A 26,083-nucleotide genomic window follows, 5' to 3' on the forward strand; every position below is an offset into this window, starting at 1 on the left:
AGTCAATTCCCGAGTTCACGCAATCTTAACGTCTGTCATACGCAAAGGCCTGATATCCCGGCTTTGCTTCACGACGCGGCGGCTTTGGCCAGCGCCCGCTTTTCCCGCCGCCGCTGCACGGAGGAGGGGATGTTCATCGCCTCGCGGTATTTTGCCACGGTGCGGCGGGCAAGGTCGACGCCGCCCTGACGCAGGACATCGACGATATCGTCGTCAGAGAGCACCGCGTCGGGCTGCTCCTGGGCGATCATGGTGCGGATGCGGTGGCGCACGCTCTCGGCCGAATGGGAATCACCGCCTTCCGCCGAGCCGATCGAGACAGTGAAGAAATATTTCAGCTCGAAGAGACCGCGCGGCGTCAGCATGTACTTGTTCGAGGTGACGCGGCTCACCGTCGATTCGTGCATCTTGATCGCCTCGGCGACCGTCTTCAGGTTCAGCGGGCGCAGGTGGTCGACCCCGTACATCAGGAAGGCATCCTGCTGGCGGACGATCTCGGCCGCCACCTTCATGATGGTGCGGGCGCGCTGGTCGAGGCTGCGCGTCAGCCAGTTGGCTGTCTGCAGGCATTCGTTGAGGAAGCCGGAATCTGCGCTGTCGCGGCGCGTACGGCTGGAGACGGAGGCGTAATAGTCGCGGTTGACGAGCACGCGCGGCAGTGTGTCGGCATTGAGCTCGACATGCCAGGTTCCGTCCGGTGCAGCGCGCACGACGATATCAGGCACCACGGCCTCCGAGGCGCTGTTCTCGTAGCGCGTGCCGGGTTTGGGATCGAGCTTGCGGATTTCCGCCAGCATGTCGATGAGGTCCTCCTCGCCGACGCCGCAGAGTTTCTTCAGTGTTGCGAAATCGCGTCGGGCGAGCAGTTCGAGGTTATCGACGAGCGCGGCCATGGCCGGATCGAGCCGGTCCTTCGCCTTCAGCTGGATGGCGAGGCATTCGCTGAGCGAGCGGGCAAAGACGCCGGGCGGATCGAGTTCCTGCAGGCGGTAGAGCACGCGGTCGATGTCAGCCACCGGTTTGCCGAGGCGCAACGCCGTCTCGGCCGTGCTGCCCTGGAGATAGCCGGCCTCGTCGAGCTGGTCGACGAGATGCTGGGCGACCAGTCGATCGACCGCATCGGGAAGGATGAAGGGAATCTGCTCGTTCAGCACATCGCGCAGCGTCTTGCGGGTCGCCACGAAGTCATCGAGGTCGTAACCTTCGCTGTCCTCGCCGCCGCCTGGCATGGATTTCCACTGGCCGATGAGCTCCGGCGCGTCGGCGGCGCGGGGGCCGGTATCGTCGGGAAAGACGTTTTCGAGGCCGCCGTCAAGCGTTTCGGGCGCGCTGCCGGCGCTGCCGCTGGTCGCGTTGTCATAAAGATCCGGCTGGAAGCCTTCTTCGCCGCTGCTGCCTTCTGCATGGCCGCGATCTTCGCTCGGCAGGGCATAATCCTCGCTGCCGCGTTCGTTTTCCCGCGCGCCCTCCTCACCGGAGCCGATCTCCAGGAGCGGATTCTTTTCGACTTCCTGCGCGATAAACTGGTTGAGCTCGACATGAGTCATTTGCAGAAGCTGGATGGACTGCATGAGCTGGGGGGTCATCACCAGCGACTGGTTCTGGCGCAGGAAAAGGCTGGCTGCGAGTGCCATGCGGACGCTCTACTCCCCGGAAAAGCAGCCTCCGACCGACAGGATCCAGGAGGCGAAATCCAACTGGCCCAAAAATTGCTTTTTTGATGGGTTTGGTCAAGCGCCAGCCGCCAACTTGGTGAAAATCGCAGCGATCACGCATGGGGTTTGCGTCAGAGGCTGAAATTATCGCCAAGATAGAGGCGGCGCACATCCGGATTGGCGACGATATCGTTCGCCCGGCCATGGGTCAGCACTTCGCCGGCATGGATGATATAGGCGCGGTCGATGAGGCCCAGCGTCTCGCGCACATTGTGGTCGGTGATGAGGACGCCGATGCCGCGCGAGGTAAGATGGCGCACCAGCGCCTGGATGTCGGCGACGGAAATCGGATCGACACCGGCAAAGGGTTCGTCGAGCAACATGAAGGTCGGGTCGGTCGCAAGAGCCCGGGCAATTTCGAGACGTCGCCGCTCGCCGCCCGACAGCGCGATGGCCGGCGACTTGCGCAGGTGCGAGATCGAGAATTCGGCAAGCAGGCTGTCGAGCTTCTGCTCACGCCGGGCCTTGTCCTTGTCGTGCACTTCCAGAACCGCCCGGATGTTCTCCTCCACCGTCAGCCCGCGAAAGATCGAGGCTTCCTGCGGCAGATAGCCGACGCCGAGACGCGCGCGCCGATACATCGGCATGGTCGTGACGTCGTTGCCGTTGATCTCGATTGAGCCTACATCGACAGGCACGAGACCGGTGATCATGTAGAAACAGGTCGTCTTGCCTGCACCGTTCGGGCCGAGCAGGCCGACGGCCTCGCCGCGGCGCACGACGAGCGACACGCCGTTGACGACACAGCGGTCGCGATAGCTCTTGGTCAGCCCGCGGGCAATGAGGGTCCCGTCGTAGCGCGAAAGATCGGCGCTGCGCTGGGGCTCCGGCGCAACCTTCCTTGGGCGGCGCGTCAGACGGGAGAGCAAAGAGGAGGACACGGTTCGGGCGCTATATCAGTTCGTGGTCTTGCGGGACTTGGGGTCGAGCTGGATCATGACACGGCCGCCGCAGGCGTCGAGCTTGGCCTCGCCCGTGCGCATGGTCACGGTCAGCTGGCAGCCGACGAAGACGTTCTTGCCCTCCGACAGAACGACCTTCTCGCCCTTGAGAAGCAGGGTCTCGTTGACGAGGTTGAACGTGCCGGTGTCGGCTGTCGCTTCCTGCGTGCCGGATTTCAGGTAGACCTTTTCCGAAACGTCGATCTTCTCGATGTCCGCATCGCCGCTGGCCACCGAACCGCCACCGCCGGCAGCGTAGTAAACGACCATCTTGCCCGCCTGCAGCGTGGTCGTACCCTGCACGACCTTCACATTGCCGGAAAACTCGGCCTTGTTCTCCTGGTCGCGGATCTCGAGCTTGTCGCTCTGGATCTGGATCGGCTTGTCGTTCGACAGCTGCATGCCCTTCATGCGGCTCGACGTCTGCTGGGCGCCCGCGGGAACCGAGATCAGCGCGAGGCTTGCGGCAAGAACGGAGATGCTGGCGGCCCGGAGCGGGGCGGAGAGAGTGGCGAACATGGCGCTCTTACTTTTCTCGGTTGCGGATGGCGGCGGGGTCGACGTCGACGACGACCTTGCCCTCGAAGACGACGATCCGGCCTTTATCCGTCATTCTCAGCGACTGCGCAACAATGGATGCTTCGCGCGAGCGGATGGAAACCGGCTCCTGCGTCGACATGTTGCCGCCGTCGATATCGAGATGGGCGGAGCGGAAGGCGGCTTCGAGGCCGGTGCTGAGGCTGATGGTGAAGGGGGCGATCATGTCGAGCAGGTTCTTGCCACGGTCGTAGACCCCGGTGGCGGCGACGACTTCGGCAATCGTGCTTTCGTTGACCGGCACCTTCGCCTTGATGTTTTCCAGCGTCAGCACGTCCGGCTGCTTCATGTCCTGAAGTGCGCGCTCGGCTTTCATGGAGTAGCTGACGCCATCCTTGTTGCGGCCGGAAATCGCCGGATTGCGCATCACGATCTTGCCGTCCTCGATGGTGGCGCTTTCCACCTGCAGGTTGGACGGAACATAGGTGCGCACGATGGAGACGATGACGAAGATGACGCCGATGACGATGGCGGCGACCGGCAGGGCGACCTTCAGGAAGCGCACGCGGGCAGAATGCCGCGTCGCGAGGCGGTAAGCCTCGGCAGAAGCGCCTATGCCCTGTGCACCCGACGGTGCTTCTGTCACGGTGTCCAGCATTGTGCCTGCAAGATAGAGTGCCGATATGGCCTTCGCTGCGAAACGAGGGGTCCTGTCGATAACGGCCCCCATATGGCGATTATTCCTCAACAAACAATGTCTGCCCAGGAAAGTTCAGCGACGAATTGCCATTTGCGTCTGGAATGCCATATCGATAGGGCCTTCGGCAAGCCACCCCGCAACCGGGCGGCCACCAGAATTAGGGACAGGGAATGGATCACTCCGCCATCGCCGACCGCCGGCAGCTCCGCCGCAAGCTGACCTTCTGGCGCATCGCCGCCATTGGGATTGCGCTTCTCGCCGTTTTCGCCGCGGCTGCGTGGCGCTGGCCGGATAGCGGCGCACGCGACCATATCGCCCGTGTCAGCATCACCGGCATCATCCAGGACGATGCCGAACTCCTGGAACGCCTCGACCGTATCGCCCGCAACGACCGGGCGAAGGCGCTGGTCGTGACGATCTCCTCGCCCGGCGGCACCACCTATGGCGGCGAGGTGATCTTCAAGGCGCTGCGCAAGGTGGCGGAAAAGAAGCCCGTCGTCTCCGACGTGCGCACGCTCGCTGCTTCCGCCGGTTACATGATCGCGACGGCCGGCGACACGATCATCGCGGGCGAAAGCTCGATCACCGGCTCGATCGGCGTGCTCTTCCAGTATCCGCAGATGAAGGAACTGATGGACAAGATCGGGGTCTCGCTCGAGGAGATCAAATCCGCACCTCTGAAGGCCGAACCCTCGCCGTTCCATCCGGCCAGCGAGGAGGCCAAGACGATGATCCGCGCCATGGTGATGGACAGCTACGACTGGTTCGTCGACCTCGTCGTCGAGCGCCGCAATTTGCCGCGCGCCGAGGTGCTGCGCCTTGCCGACGGCAGCATATTCACGGGTCGCCAGGCGCTTGCCGCCAAGCTCGTCGACCAGCTCGGTGGTCCTGAAGAGATTCGCGCCTATCTCGAAGAGCGCAAGGTATCGGCCGATCTTCCCTTCGTGGATTATCGATCGACGAACCGCTCGGGCTTCTCCTTCATGGGCGCCAGTCTGCGCGACTTTGCTCGCTCCATTCTCGGCCTGCCGCTCGACTTTCAGCCGACGATCGAAAAGCTGACCGGCGAAAAGTTGTTTCTTGACGGTCTGGTCTCGGTTTGGCAGGTTGATCGCGATTGAAAAACAAGAATTTTTGAGGGGGATACTGTGATCAAGTCGGAACTGGTTCAGATTGTCGCCGCGCGCAATCCCCACCTTTACCACCGCGACGTCGAGAACATCGTCAACGCGGTGCTCGATGAGATCACCGATGCGCTCGCCGGCGGAAACCGGGTGGAGCTGCGCGGCTTCGGCGCCTTCTCCGTCAAGAACCGCCCTTCTCGCTCGGGGCGCAACCCGCGCACGGGCGATGCGGTCTTCGTCGAGGAGAAGTGGGTTCCCTTCTTCAAGACTGGCAAGGAGCTGCGCGAGCGGCTGAACCCCGGCCAGGCCGACCAGGACGACTAAAGCGCGGGCGCCCGACCGGCGCCTTGCGCCAGAAAGGTGACGCCATGATCAAGAGAGTAGTCAACATCCTCGTGCTCATCCCGATCGGCATCGTGCTGATCGTGCTGTCGGTGGCGAACCGGCAATCGGTGACGCTGGCGCTCAATCCGTTCCGGCCGGAAGACAGCGTGCTCTCCGTCACCGCGCCGTTCTTCGTCTATCTCTTCCTCGCGGTGATCTTCGGCTTGGTGATCGGCTCGCTCGCCACCTGGTTCACCCAGGGCAAATACCGCAAGCGCGCCCGCATCGAGGCGAGCGAAGCCGTCAAGTGGCACGGCGAGGCGGAAAAGCACAAGACGCGCGCCGAGGCCATCGCCTCGCAGGCAATGCTGCCGGTTTCCGGGAAGTAGGCGCTTCCCGCGTCAGGCCGCGCCCCCGTTCAGCTTTGTGCCGAGATCGGCAAAGAATTGCGTCGCGAGCTTCTTCGACGTCGAATCGATGAGACGTGAGCCGAGCTGCGCGAGCTTGCCGCCGATCTGTGCCTTGACGTCATAGGCGAGAATCGTGCCGTCGCCGTCCTCGGTGAGCCGCACATCCGCGCCGCCCTTGGCAAAACCCGCAATGCCGCCCTTGCCTTCGCCGGAGATCGTGTAGCTCTCGGGCGGGTTAAGGTTCGACAGCGTCACTTCGCCGCTGAAGCTGGCAGAGACGGGGCCGATCTTGATCTTCACGGTGGCTTCCAGCTCGTTCGGTGATTTCATGGTGAGCGACTGACAGCCCGGGATACAGGCCCTCAGTACATCCGGATCGTTGAGTGCCGCCCAGACGGCCTCGCGCGGGGCAGCAATGCGTTCTTCGCCGGACATGTCCATGATCGATCCTCCTTCATTGAAGCAAAACTATCGCAATCGGAAAGCGCTTTGCCAAGTGGGGGAGGGATGGTATGGGGACCGCTTGTTTTCCGGCATTGCCGGCAAGAAATTCAACCGACGACGGACGATCGATCGTGAAGGACAGACACCGCCGGCCGAAGAGCGGCCCCGCCGCGCCCGCTAGGGCGCGCGTCGAGAAGGTCCCGGCCGCAAAGGCCTCCGCCCCGCCGAAGAGGGAGCCGCGCCCGGCTCCCGAGGCGCCGGCACGCCCGTTGATGCGCCGCGAAGGCGAAAAGCCGGCCGAACGCGTGCCGGTCATCCTGGAAACCGCAGGGTCCGACCAGTATCGCCTGATCGACAGCGGCGCCGGAGAAAAGCTCGAACAATACGGCCCTTACCGCATCGTGCGGCCGGAAGCGCAGGCGCTCTGGCAACGTAGCCTCCCGGGCATCTGGGACAAGGCTGACGCGCTTTTCACCGGCGATACGGACGAGGACGGCATGGGGCGCTGGAAATTCCCCAAGGCCGCGCTCGGCGAGACCTGGCCGATGCACTTGCTCGGCGTCGATTTCCACGGCCGCTTCACCGCCTTCCGCCATGTCGGCGTCTTCCCGGAACAGCTCGCCCACTGGAGCTGGATGAAGGAGAAGGTCGAAACGGCCGGCCGGCCTGTCAAGGTGCTCAACCTCTTCGGCTATACCGGCGTCGCCTCGCTGGTCGCCGCCAGCGCCGGTGCGGAAGTCACCCATGTCGATGCCTCCAAGAAGGCGATCGGCTGGGCGCGCGAGAATCAGACGCTCGGCCGCATGGAAAAGCTGCCGATCCGCTGGATCTGCGAGGATGCGATGAAGTTCATCCAGCGCGAGGAGCGCCGCGGCAGCAAATACGACATCATCCTGACCGATCCGCCGAAATTCGGCCGCGGCCCGAACGGCGAGGTCTGGCACCTCTTCGACCATCTGCCGCTGATGCTGGACGTCTGCCGGGAAATCCTGTCGCCCAAGGCGATCGGTCTCGTGCTGACGGCCTATTCGATCCGCGCGAGCTTCTACTCCATCCACGAACTGATGCGCGAGACCATGCGCGGTGCCGGCGGCACGGTGGAATCGGGCGAACTCGTCATCCGCGAGAGCGGCCCTGACGGCAGGGATGCCGGACGTGCGCTCTCCACCTCCCTCTTCAGCCGATGGGTCAGCGCATGAGCCACGATCATTCTCCCACGCGCCGTGTCGGTCAGGTGAAGGAGGTGACGAGCCTTTCGAACCCGATCGTCAAGGACATCAAGGCGCTCGCCAACAAGAAGGACCGCGACGAAACGAAGAGCTTCATGGCGGAAGGCCTGAAGCTGGTCATCGACGCGCTGGAGCTCGGCTTCGAGATCCGGACGCTGGTCTATGCCAAGAACGTCAAGGAAAAGCCCCAGGTCGTGCAGTGCGCGACGAAGACGGTGGCGCGCGGCGGACTGGTGCTGGAGGTCAGCGAGAAGGTGTTGGCCTCGATCACCAGACGAGACAATCCGCAGATGGTCGTCGGCATCTTCACCCAGCGCTGGACGCCTCTCCGGGACCTGAAGCCGCAGACCGGCGAAACCTATGTCGCGCTCGACCGGGTGCGCGATCCCGGCAATCTTGGAACGATCATCCGCACGGCAGATGCGGCGGGCGCGAGCGGCGTTATCCTCGTCGGCGAGGCGACCGATCCGTTCTCGATGGAGACCGTGCGCGCTACGATGGGCTCGGTCTTCGCCGTGCCGCTGGTCAAGACGAACGTTGCCGACTTCCTCGCCTGGAAGAAGGCGGCGGGTGTCGAGGTCGTCGCGACCCACCTTGCCGGCGCCGTCGATTACCGCATCATCGATTACAGGAAGAAACCCGTCGTTCTCCTGATGGGCAACGAGCAATCCGGCCTGCCGGACGAGCTGGCCCGGGCAGCGGATGCGCTTGCCCGCATCCCGCAGGCTGGCCGCGCCGATTCGCTCAATCTTGCCATCGCCACCGGCATCATGCTCTTCGAAGCCCGCCGTCACCTGCTGACGCTGGAAGCCCGCGCATGAGCGAACGCATTCCGCTGATGTCCCGGCCGATACCTGTCGTCGTCGTCATCCTCCTGGCGCTCGTCGTCGACCAGGTGGTGAAGTTCGCCGTCGAGATGTGGCTTCCCTTCCAGGAAGCGGTGCATGTGATGCCGATGCTGGCGCTCTACCGCACCTACAACTACGGCGTCGCCTTCTCGATGCTCTCGGGCATGGAGACCTGGTTCATCATCGCGCTGCGGCTCTTCGTCGTCGGCTTCGTCGTGTGGCTCTGGCGCCAGACGCCGAAGGCGCGGGGCGTCGCCCATGCCGGTTATGCCTTCATCATCGCAGGCGCCTTCGGCAACATCATCGACAAGGTCATCTTCGGCTACGTCATCGACTACGTGCTTTTCTATACGGAAACCTGGTCCTTCGCGGTGTTCAATCTCGCCGACACGTTCATCACCATCGGCGCCGCACTGGTCATCCTCGATGAACTCCTCCTGCTGCGCCGGCGCGATCGTTAAAATTCGAACGACTTGCTGAAGCCGATTTGAACGGTCCGCGTGTTATGCGGACGGTCATGAGCGAACCTGTGAAGCTACAAGACCGGCTCAAGGCCGAATTTGTCGAAGCGCCGCGCCCTTCCGGCCGTACACGCACACAGACGGATGCGGCGGCCGATCCGCAAGCCGTTGCGGCGACGGTGCCCGCCCCCAAGTCCGAGCCGGAAAGCCATGCGATGGTCCGCAGCATGGTCGCCGGCGTCGGCCTGCTGTTCGGTGCGCTCGTGCTGGCCACCGGCATTGCCGCCGGGTTCTACATCGCCGCTGTCGTGCTCGGCCTGGCCGGTATTGCCGGTGGGGTCTTCCTCTTGCGCGCGCATCGACCGGCATCCGGCATCGAGACGACACATGACCGCTCCTGGGAGCGTAGCGAGACCTCTGAAATCCTCTCCGCCATCCATGACGTGCTCGGCGACATCGTCGTCATGCGCGCGCTCGATGGCCGCATTCTCAGCGCCAATGCCGTTCTCAGCGACCTGACGGGTGCAAGCGAGGTCGTCGGGCGAACCTGCGAGGGGCTCGGCCTCACCTTCCGCTCACAGGCCATCGCCCATCGCTACGACGTCGATGTCGAGGGCCCGGCGGGCAAACGCATCTATTCCTGGCACGATGTCACGGTGCGCGATCCCGTATCCGGCGATCTCGTCGTGCATTCCATTGCCCGTGATGTCACCGAAGAGCGCCGTGCCGAGGGTGAGCGCGAGCGCGCCCGCCAGCGCGCCGAGGAGGCGAGCGCGGCAAAGTCCCGCCTGCTCGCCACCGTCAGCCATGAGATCCGCACGCCGTTGTCGGGCATCCTCGGCATGTCGCATCTCATCGGCCAGACACGGCTGACGGCCGAGCAGAAGAACTACCTTGCCGGCATGCGCCAGTCCGGCCACGCGCTCGTCCAGCTCGTCGATGATCTTCTCGACTTTTCCACCATCGAGGCTGGCCGCTTCCAGCTGCGCCCCTCGGAAGAGCCGGTCCGGCCGATGCTGGAAAGCGTCGTGGAAATGCTCTCCCATCGTGCCCATGAAAAGGGCATCGAGATCGGCTCCTACGTCTCGCCCGACGTGCCGGGCCTTCTCCTCTATGATGCGCCGCGCCTGCGCCAGGTGCTCTACAACGTCGTCGGCAATGCGGTGAAATTCACCCACACGGGTGGTGTCCTTCTGGAAACCACGCTCGATCGCGGCGCCGTTGTCATCCGCGTCACCGACAGCGGGCCCGGCATGAATGCCGAGGAGCAGGCACGCATCTTCCATGAGTTCGAGCAGACCGGAAGCGCCGCCCAGCGCAGTGGCGGCACCGGCCTTGGCCTTGCCATTTCTGCCCGCATCCTCAGTGAGGCCGGTGGTGCGCTGACGCTTGAAAGCACGCCCGGCAAGGGCAGTACCTTCACCATCCGCATGCCGGTCGATCGTCCGCACAAGGTCGCGGGTGCGGGCGGTGCGCGCAAGGGCGTTCTGAAGGGCAGCGTGGTCTTCCTTCTGGCGCCCGCCGGCCCGGCCTCCAGGGCGCTGGTGCGTACCATCGCTGCGCTCGGCGGCACTTGCCATCTGGCGACAGGTCTCGACGAGGCGCTCGACCTTGCCCAGGGCCTTGCCGGCAAGCGGGTCGAGTTGACCGACATCATCGTCGACAACCGCCTTGCCGGCGTCTTCCGCCGGGAGCTTGCCGACATTGCGATGTTCCGCGACAGCCGTGCGCGCCGGATCTATCTCGTCAATCCGGAGGAGCGCAGCGGCCGCGCGATCGGCAATGGCGAAGGCTACGATTCCTGGCTCATCCGACCGCTGCGCGAACGCTCGCTGGTCGAGGTGCTGCGCGGCCGCATGAAGGGCATCGAGGTGCGCGATGCGATCAACGACAATCGCCCGATCCTGAAGGATCTGCCGCCCGCCGCCGCCGAGCCGGTAGAGGCAGTCCCGACGGGTGCGCGCATCCTTCTCGCCGAAGACGATCCGGTCAATGCCATGCTGGTGCGCTCGGTGCTGGAACGGGCCGGCCATATCGTACGCCATGTGCCGGACTATCCGGCCCTTGTCTCCGCGCTTGCGGGGGCGACGGATGCAGGACCCTTTGCCGCCGATCTCATCCTCACCGATCTCGGCATGCCGGGCGGCGAGGGCAAGGAGATGATCACCCGCATCGTGCGGTGCGATTACGGCAATGCCCGCCTGCCGGTTGTCGTGCTGACTGCGGACAGCCGGACGGGGCTGCGCGAGGAGCTTCTGGCGACAGGCGCCGATGCCGTGCTGGCCAAGCCCGCCGATCCCGTTCAGTTGATTGCGGAAATCGCCCGCCTCGCCCGGCGCGCATCCGCCTGATCTTCGCCGGCTTACGGCTTTTCGCTATCCAAGCAGGCCTTGCGTCATTATCTTGTTGCAGAATCGTGGTTAAAACCGCGAAGTTTCGTTTGACGGGTACACTGCCATGACGCTCGACCTCGCCCAGACCATCGCACCGGCAGAGATTCTCCAGAAGGCGGCCCCGGCCGCGGGCCGCTCGGGTACGGATGTGCTCGGCCGCATCGGCAATCTCGAAACACGCATCGCCCGTTCGGTCACGGAAATCGACGCAGCCCAGGCCGTGCGCTACCGCGTTTTCGCCGAGGAGATGCAGGCGAAGCTTTCGCCGGACGCCGTTCGCCGCAAGCGCGATATCGATGCCTGGGACATGGTCTGCGACCATCTCCTCGTGCTCGACACCTCGATCGAGGGCGATGCGGAAGAGCAGATCGTCGGCACCTACCGCCTGCTGCGCCAGGACGTCGCCGCGGTCTCCGGCGGTTTCTATTCCCAGTCGGAATTCGACGTCGACGCGCTGATCGCGCGTCATCCGGAAAAGCGCTTCATGGAGCTCGGCCGGTCCTGCGTGCTGCCGGCCTACCGCACCAAGCGCACGGTGGAACTGCTCTGGCAAGGCAACTGGGCCTATTCGCTGAAGCACGGCATCGACGTGATGTTCGGCTGCGCCTCCTTCCACGGCATCGTGCCGGAGGAGCATGCGCTGGCGCTATCCTTCCTGCACCACAACGTGCTGGCGAAGGACGAATGGACCGTTTCGGCCCGGCCGGAACTCTTCCGCACCATGGACCTGATGCCGTCGGAAGGTATCGACACGCGCAAGGCGCTGTCGGCATTGCCGCCGCTCATCAAGGGCTATCTGCGCCTTGGCGCGACTGTCGGCAGCGGTGCCGTCGTCGATCACGGCTTCAACACGACGGACGTTCTGATCGTGCTGCCGATCGGCAAGATCTCGGGCCGCTACCTCAATTACTACGGCGCGGATGCCGGGCGTTTCGCCAGCTAAACAGTTTCATTGAAGGTCAGCATAGTCTGATTTGTCGCCCGTTCCCGACCTCCGGGACGGGCGGCTTTTTTGCGTTCGCGGCAGGGGCGAAGGCAAGGCGTTCCCGCAGCGGCGTGCGGGAACGCTCCGGCGTGTCAGACGCCGGAATTATAGGCGGCCAGCGCCGCCATGTTGACGATGTCGCTGTCCTTGGCGCCCATCGAGACGATCTGCACCGACTTGTCGAGACCGACGAGCAACGGGCCGATCACCGTCGAGCCGCCGAGTTCCTGCAGCATCTTCGTCGAGATCGATGCCGAGTGGAACGCCGGCATGACGAGCACGTTGCCCGGGGCGGAGAGGCGGCAGAACGGATACTGCTCCATGATGCGCGGGTTGAGCGCCACATCGGCCGCCATCTCGCCGTCATACTCGAAATCGACGCGGCGGCGGTCGAGGATCTTCACCGCTTCACGCACCCGTTCCGAGCGCTCGCCAGAGGGGTGGCCGAAGGTGGAGTAGGCAAGCATGGCGACGCGCGGCTCGTAACCGAGGCGGCGGGCGAGACCGGCCGCTTCCTCCGCGATGTCGGCCAGCTCCTCCGAGGAGGGCATGTCGTGCACCGCGGTGTCGGCGACCAGCACGGCACGGCCGCGGCAGAGCGCGAGAGACGCGCCGATGACCCGGTGGCCGGGCTTGGCGTCGATGCAGCGGCGCACGTCTTCCAGCGCGGTGGAATAGTTGCGGGTGAGGCCCGTCACCATGCCGTCCGCATCGCCGAGCGCCACCATGCAGGCCGCGAAATGGTTGCGGTCGTTGTGGATCAGGCGCTGGGCGTCGCGATAGAGGAAGCCCTTGCGCTGCAGGCGGGCATAGAGATAGTCGATATAGACGTTGTTGCGCTTGGAGATGCGGGCATTGACCAGCTCGATGCCGGGCCGGTCGAGATCGATGCCGGCACGTTCCGCCGTCTCGCGGATGTGTTCCTCGCGGCCGAGCAGGATGGCGGTGCCGAGCTGCTGGTTGGCATAGGACACGGCGGCGCGCATCATCTGCTCTTCCTCACCCTCCGCAAAGACGACACGCTTCGGCTGGCGGCGCACGCGGGCATAGATCTGCTGGAGCGTCGAGGCGATCGGGTCGCGGCGTGCCCTGAGGTCACGAGCGTAGGCGTCGAGGTCGGGGATGTTCTTGCGCGCGACGCCGGTTTCCATCGCGGCCTTGGCGACGGCGACGGGGATCGCCGAGATGAGGCGCGGGTCGAAGGGCACGGGAATGATGTACTGCGCGCCGAAACGCGGGCGCACGCCCTGATAGGCGGCGGCGACGTCATCCGGCACATCTTCCTTGGCGAGATGGGCAAGCGCCTCGGCCGCAGCGATCTTCATCGCGTCGTTGATCGTGGAGGCGCGCACGTCGAGCGCGCCGCGGAAGATGTAGGGGAAGCCGAGGACGTTGTTGACCTGGTTCGGGTAGTCCGAGCGGCCGGTCGCCACGATCGCGTCATCGCGGATGCGGGCGACCTCTTCCGGGGTGATTTCCGGGTCGGGATTGGCCATGGCAAAGATGATCGGCCGCGGCGCCATGGAGCGGATCATCTCCTCCGAAAGCGCGCCCTTGGCCGAAAGGCCGAAGACAACGTCGGCGCCTTCCATGGCTTCGGTGAGCGTACGGCGGTCGGTCTTGACCGCGTGGGCGGACTTCCACTGGTTCATGCCGTCTTCGCGGCCCTGGTAGATGACGCCCTTGGTGTCGCAGAGAATGACGTTTTCGGGCGAAAAGCCCATTGCCTTGATGAGTTCGATACAGGCGATGGCGGCTGCGCCCGCGCCGTTGCAGACGAGCTTCGTCGTCTTGAAGTCGCGGCCGGTCAGCGCCAGCGCGTTGATAAGGCCGGCGGCAGCGATGATGGCGGTGCCGTGCTGGTCGTCGTGGAAGACCGGGATGTCCATCAGTTCGCGCAGGCGCTGCTCGATGATGAAGCAGTCGGGTGCCTTGATGTCCTCGAGGTTGATACCGCCGAAGGAGGGGCCGAGGTAGCGCACGCAGTTGATGAACTCGTCGACATTTTCGGTATCGACCTCGAGGTCGATCGAATCGACATCGGCAAAGCGCTTGAAGAGCACCGACTTGCCTTCCATGACCGGCTTGGAGGCGAGAGCGCCGAGATTGCCGAGGCCGAGGATGGCGGTGCCGTTGGAGATGACAGCGACCATGTTGCCGCGTGTCGTATAGTCGTAGGCGGTCGCCGGATCCGCAGCGATGGCCTTCACCGGTACCGCGACGCCCGGCGAATAGGCCAGCGAAAGGTCGCGCTGTGTCGCCATCGGCTTGGTCGGCGTGATCTCGAGCTTTCCGGGGCGCCCGGACGAGTGGAAATCCAGTGCCTCCGTGTCGGTGACTGTTGCCCTCTGGCGGTCGGATTTGTCGGTTCCCGGCATGCTTCCCCCTTCACACTCCTGTGGGCGATAGGCCCATAACTCCTCGCAGGTGTTGTTTTCTATAGCGCCCCGTGGCTAGGGTGACACCTCTTTTTTAGGAAGAACTGACTCTCCGTGAACGATCAGATCGTGCGTCCGAACGATATACTGTCGACGGCAGACCTTGCCACTGACGAAAGCCGCGCATCGGCAACGCCGATGATGGAGCAGTATATCGAAATCAAGGCGGCCAACCCGGACAGCATGCTGTTCTACCGCATGGGTGATTTCTACGAGCTGTTCTTCCAGGACGCCGTGGACGCCGCCCGCGCGCTCGGTATCACACTGACGAAGCGCGGCCAGCATATGGGGCTCGATATCCCCATGTGCGGCGTGCCCGTCCACGCCGCGGACGACTATCTGCAGAGACTGATTTCGCTCGGCTTCCGTGTCGCCGTGTGCGAGCAGGTCGAAGACCCGGCGGAGGCGAAGAAGCGCGGTTCGAAATCCGTCGTGCGGCGCGATGTCGTGCGCCTCGTCACGCCGGGCACGCTGACCGAGGAGAAGCTGCTCTCGCCTTCCGACGCCAATTACCTGATGGCCGTCGCCCGCATTCGCGGTGGGGCTGAGCCCTCGATGGCTCTTGCCTGGATCGATATTTCGACCGGCATTTTCCGGCTTTCGGAAACCAGCCAGAGCCAGCTTCTTGCCGATATCCTGCGCATCGAGCCGCGCGAACTGATCGTGCCGGACACCGTGTTCTACGATCCGGAATTCCGCCCGGCACTCGACGTGCTCGGCCGCGTGGCCGTGCCGCAGCCGGCCGTGCTCTTCGACAGCGCGACGGCGGAAGGCCGCATCGCCCGCTATTTCGGCGTCTCTACGCTCGACGGTTTCGGGACCTTCTCTCGCGCGGAACTCGCCGCGGCGTCGGCGGCCGTCGCCTATGTGGAAAAGACGCAGATCGCCGAGCGCCCGCCGCTCGGCCGGCCGGAGCGGGAAAGCTCCGCCTCCACGCTCTTCATCGATCCGGCGACGCGCGCCAATCTCGAACTGGTGCGCACCCTGTCCGGCGAGCGTTCCGGCACGCTCCTGAAAGCGATCGACCGCACGGCGACAAGTGGCGGTGCGCGCCTTCTCGCCGAGCGGTTGATGTCGCCGCTGACCGATCCGGACACGATCAACGCGCGGCTCGATTCGATTGGGGCACTTGGTGACAGGCCCTCCTTCTCGGAGGATCTGCGCGCGGTGCTGAAGCGGCTGCCCGACATGCCGCGCGCCCTGTCGCGCATTGCGCTCGGCCGGGGCGGGCCGCGCGATCTCGGCGCGATCCTGCAGGGCCTTTCGATCTCCGGCGACGTCGCCCGGTTGATGGGGGGCGAGCAGCTGGACGGCGAGCTCGCCGAGGCAGCGCACGCTGTGGGTGCCCTGCCGCTCGACCTCTCACACAGGCTGGCGGTGATGCTCGCGGACGAGCTGCCGCTCCTCAAGCGCGACGGCGGGTTCATTCGCGAGGGGGCGGATGGTGAACTCGACGAGATGCGGGCACTGCGCGACCAGTCGCGCCGCGTCATTGCCGGGCTGCAGCTGCAATATGCCGAGGAAACGGGCGTCAAGTCGCTGAAGATCAAGCACAACAACGTGCTCGGCTACTTCATCGAGGTCTCCGCCGGCAATGCCTCGGCGCTGACGGACGGCGACGAGGCGAAAGCGCGCTTCATCCACCGCCAGACCATGGCGGGCGCCATGCGTTTCACCACGACGGTGCTGTCCGAGCTGGAAACGAAGATCGCCAACGCCGCCGACCGGGCGCTTGCCATCGAGCTTGCTGCGTTCAACGACCTCGTCGATGCGGTGGTGGCGGAAGCCGAGGCCATCAAGGCGGCCGCGCGGGCACTCGCCGTCGTCGATGTCTCCGCCGCGCTTGCGGCGCTTGCCGAGGAGCAGGCCTATTGCCGGCCCGTCGTCGATCGTTCCACCATGTTCGCCATCGTCGGCGGGCGGCACCCGGTCGTCGAGCAGGCGTTGCGCCGCCAGCAGGCCGCCGCCTTCGTCGCCAATTCCTGTGATCTTTCACCCTCTGATGGCAAGGGCCACGGCGCGATCTGGCTGCTCACCGGCCCGAACATGGGCGGTAAGTCGACCTTCCTGCGCCAGAACGCGCTCATTGCCATCCTTGCCCAGATGGGGGCCTATGTGCCGGCCGAAAGCGCCCATATCGGCGTCGTCGACCGGCTCTTCTCGCGCGTCGGCGCGTCGGACGACCTTGCCCGCGGCCGCTCTACCTTCATGGTGGAAATGGTCGAGACGGCGGCAATCCTCAACCAGGCGACCGACCGCTCGCTTGTCATCCTTGATGAGATCGGCCGCGGCACGGCGACCTTCGACGGTCTTTCGATCGCCTGGGCCGCCGTCGAGCACCTGCATGAAGCCAATCGCTGCCGTGGTCTCTTCGCCACGCATTTCCACGAGCTGACGGTGCTGTCGGAAAAGCTCGGCCGTCTTTCCAACGCCACAATGCGCGTCAAGGAATGGGACGGCGACGTGATCTTCCTGCACGAGGTCGGCCCGGGTGCGGCGGACCGCTCCTACGGCATCCAGGTGGCACGCCTTGCAGGCCTGCCGCCATCGGTGGTCTCGCGCGCCAAGGATGTGCTGGCCAAGCTGGAGGATGCGGACCGCAAGAATCCGGCAAGCCAGCTCATCGACGATCTGCCGCTGTTCCAGGTCGCGGTGCGCCGCGAGGAGATCCAGCGCAGCTCCGGCCCGTCGAAGGTGGAGACGCTGGTGAAGGACCTCAACCCGGACGACATGACGCCGCGCGAGGCGCTCGATGCCCTCTATGCGCTGAAGAAAGAACTTGGCAATCGCTAGCGCCTGAGGTCATTGTCCTCGCCTGCGGAAAGGGTCTATAGCGCATGCGAACCGAACGGGCGATCGACGAGAAGCGGGACGCAGGCCGGCATCCGATGGAAAAGAAGCTCCTGGCGCCGGCCGATTCCGGACTGATCGACGTGCCCGCGCTGCGCGCCAGATGCGAATTCATCGCCAGCACCAATGCCGACTACCGCGACCGCATGCGCCGCGAGTTGCTCGCCGAGTTCAAGAAGGTGAACACTGCCGGCCGCGAACGGGCGCGCGAACTGCTCTTTGCCGATGGCAGCGGCCTGCAATGTGCCGCACGCATTTCCTGGCTGCAGGACCAGCTGATCGCCGTCCTGCACGATTTTGCGCTCAACCACGTCTTCAGCGCCGGCCAGGCATCGCCCGCCGCGCGTATCACGGTGACGGCCGTCGGCGGCTACGGCCGTGGCACACTGGCGCCGGGCTCGGACATCGACCTGCTCTTTTTGCTGCCCGCAAAACCGGCCGCCTGGAGCGAGCCCGCCATCGAGTTCATGCTCTACATCCTTTGGGATCTCGGTTTCAAGGTCGGTCATGCGACGCGCAACCTGGAGGAATGCATCCAGCTTTCCAAGGGTGACATGACGATCCGAACAGCGATCCTCGAGGCGCGCTACATCTGCGGCTCGGTGGCCCTGTTCGAAGATCTCGCCGTTCGTTTCGACCGCGAGATCGTGCGGGGCACCGGCCCGGAGTTCATCGCCGCCAAGCTTGCAGAGCGCGACGAGCGCCATCGCAAGGCCGGCGATACGCGCTACCTCGTCGAACCGAACGTCAAGGAAGGCAAGGGCGGGCTGCGCGACCTGCACACGCTGTTCTGGATCGCCAAGTATTTCTATCATATCCGCGACCCCGCCGAGCTGGTGAAGCTCGGTGTCCTCTCGCGCCAGGAATACAAGCTCTTCCAGAAGGCCGACGACTTTCTCTGGGCGGTTCGCTGCCACATGCATTTCCTGACGGGAAAGGCGGAGGAGCGGCTTTCCTTCGATATCCAGCGCGAAATTGCCGAATGCCTCGGCTACCAGCCGCATCCCGGCCTTTCGGCGGTCGAGCGCTTCATGAAACACTATTTTCTGGTTGCGAAGGACGTCGGCGACCTGACGCGCATCTTCTGCGCCACGCTGGAGGACCAGCAGGCCAAGGAAGCACCCGGCATCACCGCCGTCATCAGCCGTTTCACCCGCCGCACGCGCAAGATCGCCGGCACGCTGGATTTCCTTGAGGATCGCGGGCGCATCACCATCGCCGACCCTGACGTTTTCAAGCGCGATCCCGTCAACCTGATCCGGCTCTTCCACATCGCCGACATCAACGGGCTGGAGTTCCACCCCGATGCGCTGAAGCAGGTCACGCGCTCGCTGAAACTCGTCAATGCGGCGCTACGGGAGAACGAGGAGGCCAACCGCCTCTTCCTGTCGATCCTCACCTCGCCGCGCGATCCCGCGCTCATCCTGCGCCGCATGAACGAGGCGGGCGTGCTCGGCCGGTTCATTCCAGATTTCGGCAAGATCGTCGCGATGATGCAGTTCAACATGTATCATCACTACACGGTCGACGAGCACCTGATCCGTGCCGTCGGCGTACTGGCGGATATCGACCAGGGGCGCGAGAAGGATGCCCATCCGCTGAGCTACCAGCTGATGCCCAGCATCGAGGACCGCATCTCGCTCTATGTCGCCGTGCTGCTGCACGACATCGCCAAGGGCCGGCCGGAGGACCATTCCGAGGCGGGCGCCAAGGTCGCGCGCAAGCTCTGCCCGCGCTTCGGGCTCTCGCCGAAGCAGACGGAACTCGTCGTCTGGCTGATCGAGGAGCACCTGACCATGTCGATGGTCGCGCAGACCCGCGACCTCAACGACCGCAAGACCATCGTCGACTTCGCCGAGAAGGTGCAATCGCTGGAACGGCTGAAGATGCTGCTCGTGCTGACGGTCTGCGACATCCGCGCCGTCGGCCCGGGCGTGTGGAACGGCTGGAAGGGCCAGCTGCTGCGCACGCTCTATTACGAGACCGAACTCCTGATCTCCGGCGGCTTTTCCGAGTTGTCGCGCAAGGAACGCGCCCATGCCGCGCGCGAAATCCTCTCCGGCGCGCTTCCGGCCGACTGGAGCCAGAAGGACCGGAAGACCTATACGCGCCTGCACTACGATCCCTATCTGCTGACGGTCTCGCTTGAAGATCAGGTGCGCCATGCCGCCTTCATCCGCGAGGCGGACAAGGCGGAGCAGCCACTGGCGACGACGGTGCGCACCCACTCCTTCCACGCCATCACGGAAATTACCGTGCTCTCGCCCGACCATCCGCGCCTCCTGACGGTGATCGCCGGAGCCTGCGCGGCGGCGGGGGCCAACATCGTCGATGCGCAGATCTTCACCACCTCCGATGGCCGGGCGCTCGACACGATCCTCGTCAACCGCGAGTTCCCGAACGATGCCGACGAGATGCGCCGGGCCGGCACGATCGGCCGGATGATCGAGGATGTGCTCTCCGGCCGCAAGCGCCTGCCCGAGGTGATCGCCACCCGCACGAAGAGCCGCAAGCGCAACCGGACCTTCACCGTCTCTCCGGCGGTGACAATCTCCAACACGCTGTCGAACAAGTTCACGGTTATCGAGATCGAGTGCCTTGACCGTCCCGGCCTCCTGTCCGAGGTGACGGCGGTGCTGTCGGACCTCTCGCTCGACATCGCCTCGGCCCATATCACCACCTTCGGCGAGAAGGTCATCGACACCTTCTACGTCACCGACCTCGTCGGCCAGAAGGTCACCAACGACAACCGGCAGGCCAACATCGCCGCGCGGCTGAAGGCCGTCATGGCGGACGAGGCGGACGAGCTGCGGGACCGCATGCCGCCCGGCATGATCGCACCCGTTGCCGCGACGCCGAAGAGGATCAGGACGGAACAATGAGTCTGGTGAAGAAATTCGCGACCGTGGGCGGCGCGACGCTGGGCAGCCGCGTGCTCGGCTTTGCGCGCGAAACCCTGATGGCGGCCGCGCTCGGCACCGGGCCGATGGCCGACGCCTTCTATGCCGCCTTCCGCTTCCCGAACCTCTTCCGGCGCCTCTTCGCCGAAGGCGCCTTCAACGCCGCCTTCGTGCCGCTCTTCGCCAAGGAGATCGAGGCCGGCGGCATCGACGGCGCGAAGCGCTTTTCCGAAGAAGTCTTCGGCGTCCTCTTTACCGTTCTCTTGATGCTGACCATTGCGATGGAGCTGCTGATGCCGCTCATCGTTGCCTGGATCATCGCGCCGGGCTTCGTGGGGGACGCGGAAAAATTCGACGTGACGGTGAAGCTCGCCGTCGTCATGTTCCCCTATCTCATGTGCATGTCGCTGACGGCGATGCTGTCGGGCATGCTGAATTCGCTGCATCACTATTTCGCCGCCGCCGTCGCGCCGGTCTTCCTCAACGTGGTGCTGATTGGCGCGCTTGGCTATGGGCTCTGGCAGGGCGCCTCGCCGCTGGAAACGGCCTGGTATCTCTCCTGGGGCGTGCTGGCTGCCGGTCTCCTGCAGATGGCCGTGCTCTATGCGGGCGTGCGCCATGCCGGCATGAAGATCGGCTTTCGCCGGCCGCGCATGACGCCGAACGTCAAGCGCCTGCTCTGGCTTGCCTTCCCGGCGGCCGTGACGGGCGGCATCACCCAGATCAACCAGCTGATCGGCCAGATGATCGCCTCCACCAAGGACGGTGCCATCGCCGCCTTGCAATATGCCGACCGCGTCTACCAGCTTCCGCTCGGCGTCGTCGGCATTGCCGTCGGCGTCGTGCTGCTGCCGGAACTGGCCCGCGCGCTGAAGGGCGGGCAGGAGCGGGAGGCGGGCAACCTGCAGAACCGTTCGCTGGAATTCGTGCTCTTCCTGACGCTGCCGGCCGCCGGTGCCATCTGGGTCATCTCCGACGAGATCGTGCGCGTGCTCTACGAGCGCGGTGCCTTCAGCCCAGAAACCACCTCCATCGTGGCGGGAACGCTCGCCATCTACGGGCTCGGCCTGCCGGGTTTCGTGATGATCAAGGCACTCAATCCCGGCTTCTTCGCCCGCGAGGATACCAAGACGCCGATGCGCATCACGCTGCTGTCGGTGGTCGTCAACTGCATCCTGGCAGTGTCGCTCTTTCCGCTGTTCTACGAGCGCGGCATCGCTACCGCCGAGGCGGTCTCCGGCTGGCTGACGGCGGTGCTTCTCTTCGTCACGCTGGTGCGGCGCGGCCACTGGCCACTGGAAAAGGCGCTGCTCTGGCGCGTCGCGCGCCTGCTTGCCGCGACCATCGTCATGGCCGTGGTGCTCGACTACGCTTCTCTCTATTTCGCTGATCGCCTTTCATCCGCCGCACCGCTCTACGAGCAGCTGATGGCGCTCGGCCTGCTGATCGCCCTTGCCATGGTGGTCTATTTCTCCGTTGCCTTCCTCATCGGCGGCGCGGATCTCGGCATGATCCGGCGCAATCTCAAGCGCAAGGCCAAGGCCACGCAGAGCGAGGAAAGCGCGGAATAGACGCCTCAGCGTGTCGCGAACCGGGCACGCCTGGCAAGGCGTGCCAACCCGCGACAATAGTGCCAGCTGCGTCTCGGCCCGACATCGACATGCACGATCCCGTTGCAGTAGGTGCCGATGCCGCCGATGGCCGGCGCGGATCTTGCGGCCGCGACGATCCGCTTCACCGATACGCCCGGCACGCGGATATCGGCGGCGAGGCATTTGCGATGCAGCGATCCCCTGCGCCCGGCAGAGCGATGGCCGGACGTGACGAGCGGTCTTCGACCGACCTGCCGGGCGATGTGGGACAGGATGCCCCGCAGCTTGCCGGGGAAACATCGGTGCCGCACGCGCGGCGTCTGGACGGTGTAGATCTTCGCCGCGCCCCTCTCGGTTCTTGCAGCATGTTTGTGCTTGCCACTTGCCGTGGCTTCGCTCGCGAAGAGCGAAGTCAGCGCCATCATGCAGGCAAGCAGGGTCGAACAGCTTTTTAGCATGGCACACTCCGGTTTGCGCCTTTGCGTCGAAACGCGGCTTGTCAAAACCTGTGTCCCTGATCCCCGCGGGGAGAGAAGGCCCGGAAAGTGTCATTTATGAGGAGCCTCTGATGGGCCGTTTCCCCGGCCGCGCAGGGGCGGTCTTGATCGCGGTCGCTCTGCCGTGCATAAGCGGCGCGTATTTTTTTATGCAGTTCCGGCCGGAAAGCCGCTTCGCCGTTTCCCGGAATTGCTTCACCAACGGAACCAGGCCTTCCACCCGCCTGAAGGATATCGCCATGAGCGCATTCAAGCCCCTCGTCTTCTCCGGCGTGCAGCCGACAGGAAACCTCCATCTCGGCAACTATCTCGGCGCGATCCGCAAGTTCGTCGCCCTGCAGGAAGACAACGACTGCATCTATTGCGTGGTCGACCTGCACGCGATCACCGCGCAGCTCGTGCATGAGGATATGCGCAGCCAGATCCGCTCGATTGCCGCGGCCTTCATCGCCTCCGGCATCGACCCGAAGAAGCACATCGTCTTCAACCAGTCGGCCGTGCCGCAGCACGCCGAGCTGGCCTGGATCTTCAATTGCGTGGCGCGCATCGGCTGGATGGAGCGCATGACCCAGTTCAAGGACAAGACGGGTGGCAAGAATGCCGAACAGGTCTCGCTCGGGCTGCTCGCCTATCCGAGTCTGATGGCCGCCGACATTCTCGTCTACCGTGCCACCCATGTGCCGGTCGGCGACGATCAGAAGCAGCACCTGGAGCTGACCCGCGATATCGCGCAGAAGTTCAACATCGATTTCGGCAGCCATATCCGCAAGGCCGGTACCGGTGTCGATATCGTCGTCGGCGAGGAACCCGTGCATGCCTATTTCCCGATGGTCGAGCCGCTGATCGGCGGCCCGGCACCGCGCGTCATGAGCCTGCGCGACGGCACCAAGAAGATGTCGAAGTCGGATGCATCCGATCTCTCGCGCATCAACCTCACCGATGATGCCGACACGATCTCCAAGAAGATCCGCAAGGCCAAGACGGATCCGGATGCCTTGCCGAGTGAAGCCGAGGGACTGAAGGGCCGCCCGGAAGCGGAGAACCTCGTCGGCATCTATGCCGCGCTCTCCGACAAGTCCAAGGCGGAGATTCTCGCCGAGTTCGGCGGCCAGCAGTTTTCTGTCTTCAAGCCGGCGCTTATCGACCTCGCGGTCAATGTTCTCTCGCCCATCACGGACGAAATGCGCCGCCTGATGGACGATACCAGCCATATCGACGGCATCCTGCGTGACGGTGGCGAAAGAGCGCGGGCGCGGGCCGAAAAAACCATGAAGGAAGTTCGCGACATCATCGGTTTTGTGCAGTAAGGTCGCCTCGAAACGTCCTTGAGAGAAGGGGGCCGTATGGTTTCTCGACGACTTTCCCGCCTTGAAGGCCACCGCCGGAAATTCCTGGCGGTCATCGACGACACGCCGGAATGCCAGCGCGCCGTCCACTATGCGGGAATGCGGGCGAAGAACTCCAACGGCGGCGTCGTTCTGCTCTATGTCATCGCCAACGGTGATTTCCAGCAATGGCTGGGTGTCGAGGAGATCATGCGGGCCGAAGCGCGCGAGGAGGCCGAATCCGTGCTGGCCAAGGCGGCACAGGCCCTGCGCGAATCGGTCGGCATCGAGTCGGAAACAGTGATCCGGGAAGGTGTTGCCAGCGAGCAGATCAACGCGCTGATCGAGGAAGACAGGGATGTTGCCATCCTCGTGCTCGCCGCCGGCTCCGCCAAGGAAGGGCCGGGGCCGCTGGTCTCCTCGCTCGCCAGCCGCGGCCAGGCCTTCCCGATTCCGGTGACGGTCATTCCGGATTCGCTTTCGGACGAGGAACTGGACGCGCTGAGCTGATCTCCAGCCTTGAAGAGCGGTACGGAAACGCCTATCTTCTTTTGAATAATTCTAAATATTCTGGCCGATCGGCGAGCGCCCGGCCGCACGGAGAGAAAGATGTTCATCCAGACCGAAGCGACGCCAAACCCGGCGACCCTGAAATTCCTGCCGGGCAAGGTGGTGCTGGAAACCGGCACCGCCGAATTCCGCGACGAGACGGAAGCGCGCGCGGCCTCGCCGCTGGCCGCCCGCCTGTTTGCCGTTCCCGGCGTCAAGAGCGTGTTCCTCGGCTATGACTTCATCACCGTCACCAAGGACAACGCCGACTGGCAGCACATGAAGCCGGCGATCCTCGGCAATATCATGGAACACTTCATGTCCGGCCAGCCGGTCATGGCAAGCGGCGCGCTCGGCGGCAATGAAGGCGATGAGGACGAATTCTTCGACGACGGCGACGAAACGATCGTCGCCACCATCAAGGAGCTGCTCGACAGCCGCGTGCGCCCGGCCGTGGCCCAGGACGGCGGCGACATCACCTTCAAGGGGTTCCGTGACGGCGTCGTCTATCTCAACATGAAGGGGGCCTGCTCGGGTTGCCCGTCCTCGACGGCGACGCTGAAGCACGGCGTGCAGAACCTTCTTCGTCATTTCGTACCGGAAGTGCAGGAAGTTGAAGCCGTCATGTAAGGCCTGCCCCGCAACGCGCCGGTGCCCGTCATGATCGTCCTTGCGATCGACACGGCGGGTACGGGTTGCCATGCGGCGCTCTATGACCCTGATGAAGACCGGATCCTCGGCGCCGCTGGCGCCGATATCGGCCGCGGCCACGCCGAGCGGCTGATGGAATTCGTCGACGCGGCGTTTGATGCCGCCGGCCTCACCTTCAAGGATATTGGTCGGATCGCGGTCGCCATCGGCCCCGGCTCCTTTACCGGCATCCGTGTCGGCGTGGCGGCGGCGCGCGGCCTTGCGCTGGCGCTCGGCGTCCCCGCCGTCGGTGTTTCCACCCTGTCGGCGCTTGCGGCCGACCATCGGGCCACCTCTCCACTGCTTATTGCGATGGATGCCAAACGGGGCGAGGTCTACTGGCAGCGTTTTGCCGCCGATGGTACCGCGCTGTCAGCACCGACAATCGCCGCTCTCGAAGAGGCGCGCACGCTTGCGGCAGGCCATGACGGTGTGATCGCCGGCTCGGCGTCATCGCTTCTGCGTGACGGTGCACAGCCGGGCAGCGACAGTGTCGCCATCGCCACCGTCGCCCGTCTCGGTGCCGGCCTTGACCCTGCGGATCACCCTCCGAAGCCGCTCTATCTGCGCGGTCCCGATGCCAAGCCGCAGGCGGGTTTCGCGATCAAGAGGGCATGACGGCATGTCCTTGAGCGATTACTTCACCCGCAAACCGGCCTTTGACATCTTCCCCCTGGAAACCGCTGATGCCAGCATTGCTGCGGCGCTGCATCGCGCACGTTTTCCCCAGCCTTGGAACGATGGCGAATTCCACTCGCTGCTGCTGCAGGAGCCGGTCTATGGTTTCCTGGCGCTGAAGGAAGGTGCGCTCGGCCGCATGGCCGGCGGCTTCGTGCTGGCCCGTGCCGCAGCGGGGGAGGCGGAGATCCTGACGATCGGCGTCGATGGGCGGTTTTCCCGTGCGGGCCTTGGCTGGCGGCTGATGCAGGCGGCCCTGCGCGAGGCGAAGATGCGCGGCGCCGAAGACATTTTTCTAGAGGTCGACGAAGGCAATGTCGCGGCCCGCGGGCTCTATGCCAAGCTCGGCTTTGCCAAGGTTGGCGAGCGCAAGGCCTATTATGTCGCTGCCGATGGTCACAGATCCACGGCGCTTGTCTTGCGGCGCGATCTTCGCTAGTCCCCTATCGGGGG

23 protein-coding genes are annotated in these 26,083 nt (G+C 64.6%); 16 read left to right on the plus strand and 7 right to left on the minus strand.

Annotated features, from left to right (window positions below; all coding sequences use genetic code 11):
* Positions 1–68: 68 nt before the first annotated feature.
* From rpoN to lptC, 4 genes are all read right to left on the minus strand, one after another.
* Positions 69–1,634: an RNA polymerase factor sigma-54 gene (rpoN, locus tag P9A16_RS12605; protein WP_278025722.1), complete on the minus strand. Its 1,566-nt coding sequence runs from the start codon at positions 1,632–1,634 to the stop codon at positions 69–71.
* 152 nt (positions 1,635–1,786) lie between these two features.
* The gene (gene lptB, locus P9A16_RS12610) at positions 1,787–2,584 is read right to left on the minus strand and encodes an LPS export ABC transporter ATP-binding protein (RefSeq protein WP_371260032.1); all 798 of its coding nucleotides are present in this window, start codon (positions 2,582–2,584) and stop codon (positions 1,787–1,789) included.
* A 27-nt stretch (positions 2,585–2,611) separates the two neighbouring features.
* Positions 2,612–3,175: an LptA/OstA family protein gene (locus tag P9A16_RS12615; protein ID WP_023515898.1), complete on the minus strand. Its 564-nt coding sequence runs from the start codon at positions 3,173–3,175 to the stop codon at positions 2,612–2,614.
* A 7-nt stretch (positions 3,176–3,182) separates the two neighbouring features.
* The gene (lptC, locus tag P9A16_RS12620; RefSeq protein ID WP_037405977.1) at positions 3,183–3,851 is read right to left on the minus strand and encodes an LPS export ABC transporter periplasmic protein LptC; all 669 of its coding nucleotides are present in this window, start codon (positions 3,849–3,851) and stop codon (positions 3,183–3,185) included.
* Positions 3,852–4,063: 212 nt separating this feature from the next.
* On the opposite strand from lptC, the gene sppA reads away from it, so the two are divergent.
* The 3 genes from sppA to P9A16_RS12635 are packed head-to-tail and all read left to right on the plus strand — an operon-like array spanning position 4,064 to position 5,730.
* On the plus strand, positions 4,064–5,014 hold the full coding sequence (sppA, locus tag P9A16_RS12625) for a signal peptide peptidase SppA (protein ID WP_023513228.1): 951 nt from the start codon (positions 4,064–4,066) through the stop codon (positions 5,012–5,014).
* 9 nt (positions 5,015–5,023) lie between these two features.
* The gene (locus tag P9A16_RS12630; RefSeq protein WP_160858077.1) at positions 5,024–5,341 is read left to right on the plus strand and encodes an integration host factor subunit beta; all 318 of its coding nucleotides are present in this window, start codon (positions 5,024–5,026) and stop codon (positions 5,339–5,341) included.
* Positions 5,342–5,385: 44 nt separating this feature from the next.
* Positions 5,386–5,730, plus strand: a complete 345-nt coding sequence (locus tag P9A16_RS12635; RefSeq protein WP_023513226.1) for a LapA family protein — start codon at positions 5,386–5,388, stop codon at positions 5,728–5,730.
* Between the two features lie 12 nt (positions 5,731–5,742).
* Here the strand turns inward: P9A16_RS12635 and P9A16_RS12640 are convergent, their stop codons facing one another.
* Positions 5,743–6,192, minus strand: a complete 450-nt coding sequence (locus tag P9A16_RS12640; protein WP_023513225.1) for an SRPBCC family protein — start codon at positions 6,190–6,192, stop codon at positions 5,743–5,745.
* Positions 6,193–6,326: 134 nt separating this feature from the next.
* On the opposite strand from P9A16_RS12640, the gene P9A16_RS12645 reads away from it, so the two are divergent.
* The 5 genes from P9A16_RS12645 (at position 6,327) to P9A16_RS12665 (ending at position 12,069) form a co-directional block, all read left to right on the plus strand.
* Positions 6,327–7,394 carry a class I SAM-dependent rRNA methyltransferase gene (locus tag P9A16_RS12645; RefSeq protein WP_050742647.1) on the plus strand — a complete coding sequence of 356 codons (1,068 nt, stop codon included), beginning with the start codon at positions 6,327–6,329 and terminating at the stop codon, positions 7,392–7,394.
* Entirely contained in the window at positions 7,391–8,245 is an 855-nt protein-coding gene (locus P9A16_RS12650) for a TrmH family RNA methyltransferase (protein WP_023513223.1), read from the plus strand. Before P9A16_RS12645 ends, P9A16_RS12650 begins: the two co-directional genes overlap by 4 nt.
* Positions 8,242–8,733 (plus strand): signal peptidase II, encoded by a 492-nt coding sequence (gene lspA, locus P9A16_RS12655; protein WP_023513222.1) that lies wholly within the window; start codon positions 8,242–8,244, stop codon positions 8,731–8,733. The genes P9A16_RS12650 and lspA overlap by 4 nt, the downstream gene beginning before the upstream one ends.
* A 56-nt stretch (positions 8,734–8,789) precedes the next feature.
* The gene (locus P9A16_RS12660; protein WP_023513221.1) at positions 8,790–11,084 is read left to right on the plus strand and encodes a hybrid sensor histidine kinase/response regulator; all 2,295 of its coding nucleotides are present in this window, start codon (positions 8,790–8,792) and stop codon (positions 11,082–11,084) included.
* 106 nt (positions 11,085–11,190) lie between these two features.
* Positions 11,191–12,069 (plus strand): GNAT family N-acetyltransferase, encoded by an 879-nt coding sequence (locus P9A16_RS12665; protein WP_023513220.1) that lies wholly within the window; start codon positions 11,191–11,193, stop codon positions 12,067–12,069.
* A 134-nt stretch (positions 12,070–12,203) separates the two neighbouring features.
* Here the strand turns inward: P9A16_RS12665 and P9A16_RS12670 are convergent, their stop codons facing one another.
* Positions 12,204–14,489, minus strand: coding sequence for an NADP-dependent malic enzyme (locus tag P9A16_RS12670; protein ID WP_024270229.1), 2,286 nt, complete (start codon positions 14,487–14,489; stop codon positions 12,204–12,206).
* A 114-nt stretch (positions 14,490–14,603) separates the two neighbouring features.
* Between P9A16_RS12670 and mutS the strand changes: the two genes are divergently transcribed.
* The 3 genes from mutS (at position 14,604) to murJ (ending at position 21,870) form a co-directional block, all read left to right on the plus strand.
* Positions 14,604–17,342 carry a DNA mismatch repair protein MutS gene (mutS, locus tag P9A16_RS12675; RefSeq protein WP_023513843.1) on the plus strand — a complete coding sequence of 913 codons (2,739 nt, stop codon included), beginning with the start codon at positions 14,604–14,606 and terminating at the stop codon, positions 17,340–17,342.
* 95 nt (positions 17,343–17,437) lie between these two features.
* Positions 17,438–20,281, plus strand: coding sequence for a [protein-PII] uridylyltransferase (locus P9A16_RS12680; RefSeq protein WP_023513842.1), 2,844 nt, complete (start codon positions 17,438–17,440; stop codon positions 20,279–20,281).
* Positions 20,278–21,870, plus strand: a complete 1,593-nt coding sequence (gene murJ / locus P9A16_RS12685) for a murein biosynthesis integral membrane protein MurJ (RefSeq protein ID WP_023513841.1) — start codon at positions 20,278–20,280, stop codon at positions 21,868–21,870. Before P9A16_RS12680 ends, murJ begins: the two co-directional genes overlap by 4 nt.
* Before the next feature lie 5 nt (positions 21,871–21,875).
* Here the strand turns inward: murJ and P9A16_RS12690 are convergent, their stop codons facing one another.
* Positions 21,876–22,349 (minus strand): YcbK family protein, encoded by a 474-nt coding sequence (locus P9A16_RS12690; protein ID WP_023513840.1) that lies wholly within the window; start codon positions 22,347–22,349, stop codon positions 21,876–21,878.
* A gap of 278 nt (positions 22,350–22,627) precedes the next feature.
* Here P9A16_RS12690 and trpS point away from each other — a divergent pair, with 278 nt between their 5' ends.
* The 5 genes from trpS to P9A16_RS12715 all read left to right on the plus strand — a co-directional run bounded on the left by trpS (position 22,628) and on the right by P9A16_RS12715 (position 26,069).
* Entirely contained in the window at positions 22,628–23,695 is a 1,068-nt protein-coding gene (gene trpS, locus P9A16_RS12695) for a tryptophan--tRNA ligase (protein WP_037405969.1), read from the plus strand.
* 36 nt (positions 23,696–23,731) lie between these two features.
* Positions 23,732–24,223, plus strand: a complete 492-nt coding sequence (locus P9A16_RS12700) for a universal stress protein (RefSeq protein ID WP_023515881.1) — start codon at positions 23,732–23,734, stop codon at positions 24,221–24,223.
* A gap of 99 nt (positions 24,224–24,322) precedes the next feature.
* On the plus strand, positions 24,323–24,892 hold the full coding sequence (locus tag P9A16_RS12705) for a NifU family protein (RefSeq protein ID WP_023515882.1): 570 nt from the start codon (positions 24,323–24,325) through the stop codon (positions 24,890–24,892).
* 30 nt (positions 24,893–24,922) lie between these two features.
* The gene (gene tsaB / locus P9A16_RS12710; protein ID WP_023515883.1) at positions 24,923–25,570 is read left to right on the plus strand and encodes a tRNA (adenosine(37)-N6)-threonylcarbamoyltransferase complex dimerization subunit type 1 TsaB; all 648 of its coding nucleotides are present in this window, start codon (positions 24,923–24,925) and stop codon (positions 25,568–25,570) included.
* A gap of 4 nt (positions 25,571–25,574) precedes the next feature.
* Positions 25,575–26,069: a GNAT family N-acetyltransferase gene (locus P9A16_RS12715; protein ID WP_023515884.1), complete on the plus strand. Its 495-nt coding sequence runs from the start codon at positions 25,575–25,577 to the stop codon at positions 26,067–26,069.
* The last annotated feature ends 14 nt before the right edge of the window (positions 26,070–26,083 follow it).

The organism is Shinella sp. 838 (genome assembly GCF_029623935.1).
Taxonomy (GTDB): domain Bacteria; phylum Pseudomonadota; class Alphaproteobacteria; order Rhizobiales; family Rhizobiaceae; genus Shinella.

Coding starts and splice junctions, on each gene's coding strand:
- rpoN (WP_278025722.1), bottom strand. CDS start 1,634: ATGGCACTCGCAGCCAGCCTTTTCCTGCGCCAGAACCAGTCGCTGGTG.
- P9A16_RS12615 (WP_023515898.1), bottom strand. CDS start 3,175: ATGTTCGCCACTCTCTCCGCCCCGCTCCGGGCCGCCAGCATCTCCGTT.
- lptC (WP_037405977.1), bottom strand. CDS start 3,851: ATGCTGGACACCGTGACAGAAGCACCGTCGGGTGCACAGGGCATAGGC.
- sppA (WP_023513228.1), top strand. CDS start 4,064: ATGGATCACTCCGCCATCGCCGACCGCCGGCAGCTCCGCCGCAAGCTG.
- P9A16_RS12635 (WP_023513226.1), top strand. CDS start 5,386: ATGATCAAGAGAGTAGTCAACATCCTCGTGCTCATCCCGATCGGCATC.
- P9A16_RS12640 (WP_023513225.1), bottom strand. CDS start 6,192: ATGGACATGTCCGGCGAAGAACGCATTGCTGCCCCGCGCGAGGCCGTC.
- P9A16_RS12650 (WP_023513223.1), top strand. CDS start 7,391: ATGAGCCACGATCATTCTCCCACGCGCCGTGTCGGTCAGGTGAAGGAG.
- lspA (WP_023513222.1), top strand. CDS start 8,242: ATGAGCGAACGCATTCCGCTGATGTCCCGGCCGATACCTGTCGTCGTC.
- P9A16_RS12660 (WP_023513221.1), top strand. CDS start 8,790: ATGAGCGAACCTGTGAAGCTACAAGACCGGCTCAAGGCCGAATTTGTC.
- P9A16_RS12665 (WP_023513220.1), top strand. CDS start 11,191: ATGACGCTCGACCTCGCCCAGACCATCGCACCGGCAGAGATTCTCCAG.
- P9A16_RS12670 (WP_024270229.1), bottom strand. CDS start 14,489: ATGCCGGGAACCGACAAATCCGACCGCCAGAGGGCAACAGTCACCGAC.
- P9A16_RS12680 (WP_023513842.1), top strand. CDS start 17,438: ATGGAAAAGAAGCTCCTGGCGCCGGCCGATTCCGGACTGATCGACGTG.
- murJ (WP_023513841.1), top strand. CDS start 20,278: ATGAGTCTGGTGAAGAAATTCGCGACCGTGGGCGGCGCGACGCTGGGC.
- P9A16_RS12690 (WP_023513840.1), bottom strand. CDS start 22,349: ATGCTAAAAAGCTGTTCGACCCTGCTTGCCTGCATGATGGCGCTGACT.
- trpS (WP_037405969.1), top strand. CDS start 22,628: ATGAGCGCATTCAAGCCCCTCGTCTTCTCCGGCGTGCAGCCGACAGGA.
- P9A16_RS12700 (WP_023515881.1), top strand. CDS start 23,732: ATGGTTTCTCGACGACTTTCCCGCCTTGAAGGCCACCGCCGGAAATTC.
- P9A16_RS12705 (WP_023515882.1), top strand. CDS start 24,323: ATGTTCATCCAGACCGAAGCGACGCCAAACCCGGCGACCCTGAAATTC.
- tsaB (WP_023515883.1), top strand. CDS start 24,923: ATGATCGTCCTTGCGATCGACACGGCGGGTACGGGTTGCCATGCGGCG.
- P9A16_RS12715 (WP_023515884.1), top strand. CDS start 25,575: ATGTCCTTGAGCGATTACTTCACCCGCAAACCGGCCTTTGACATCTTC.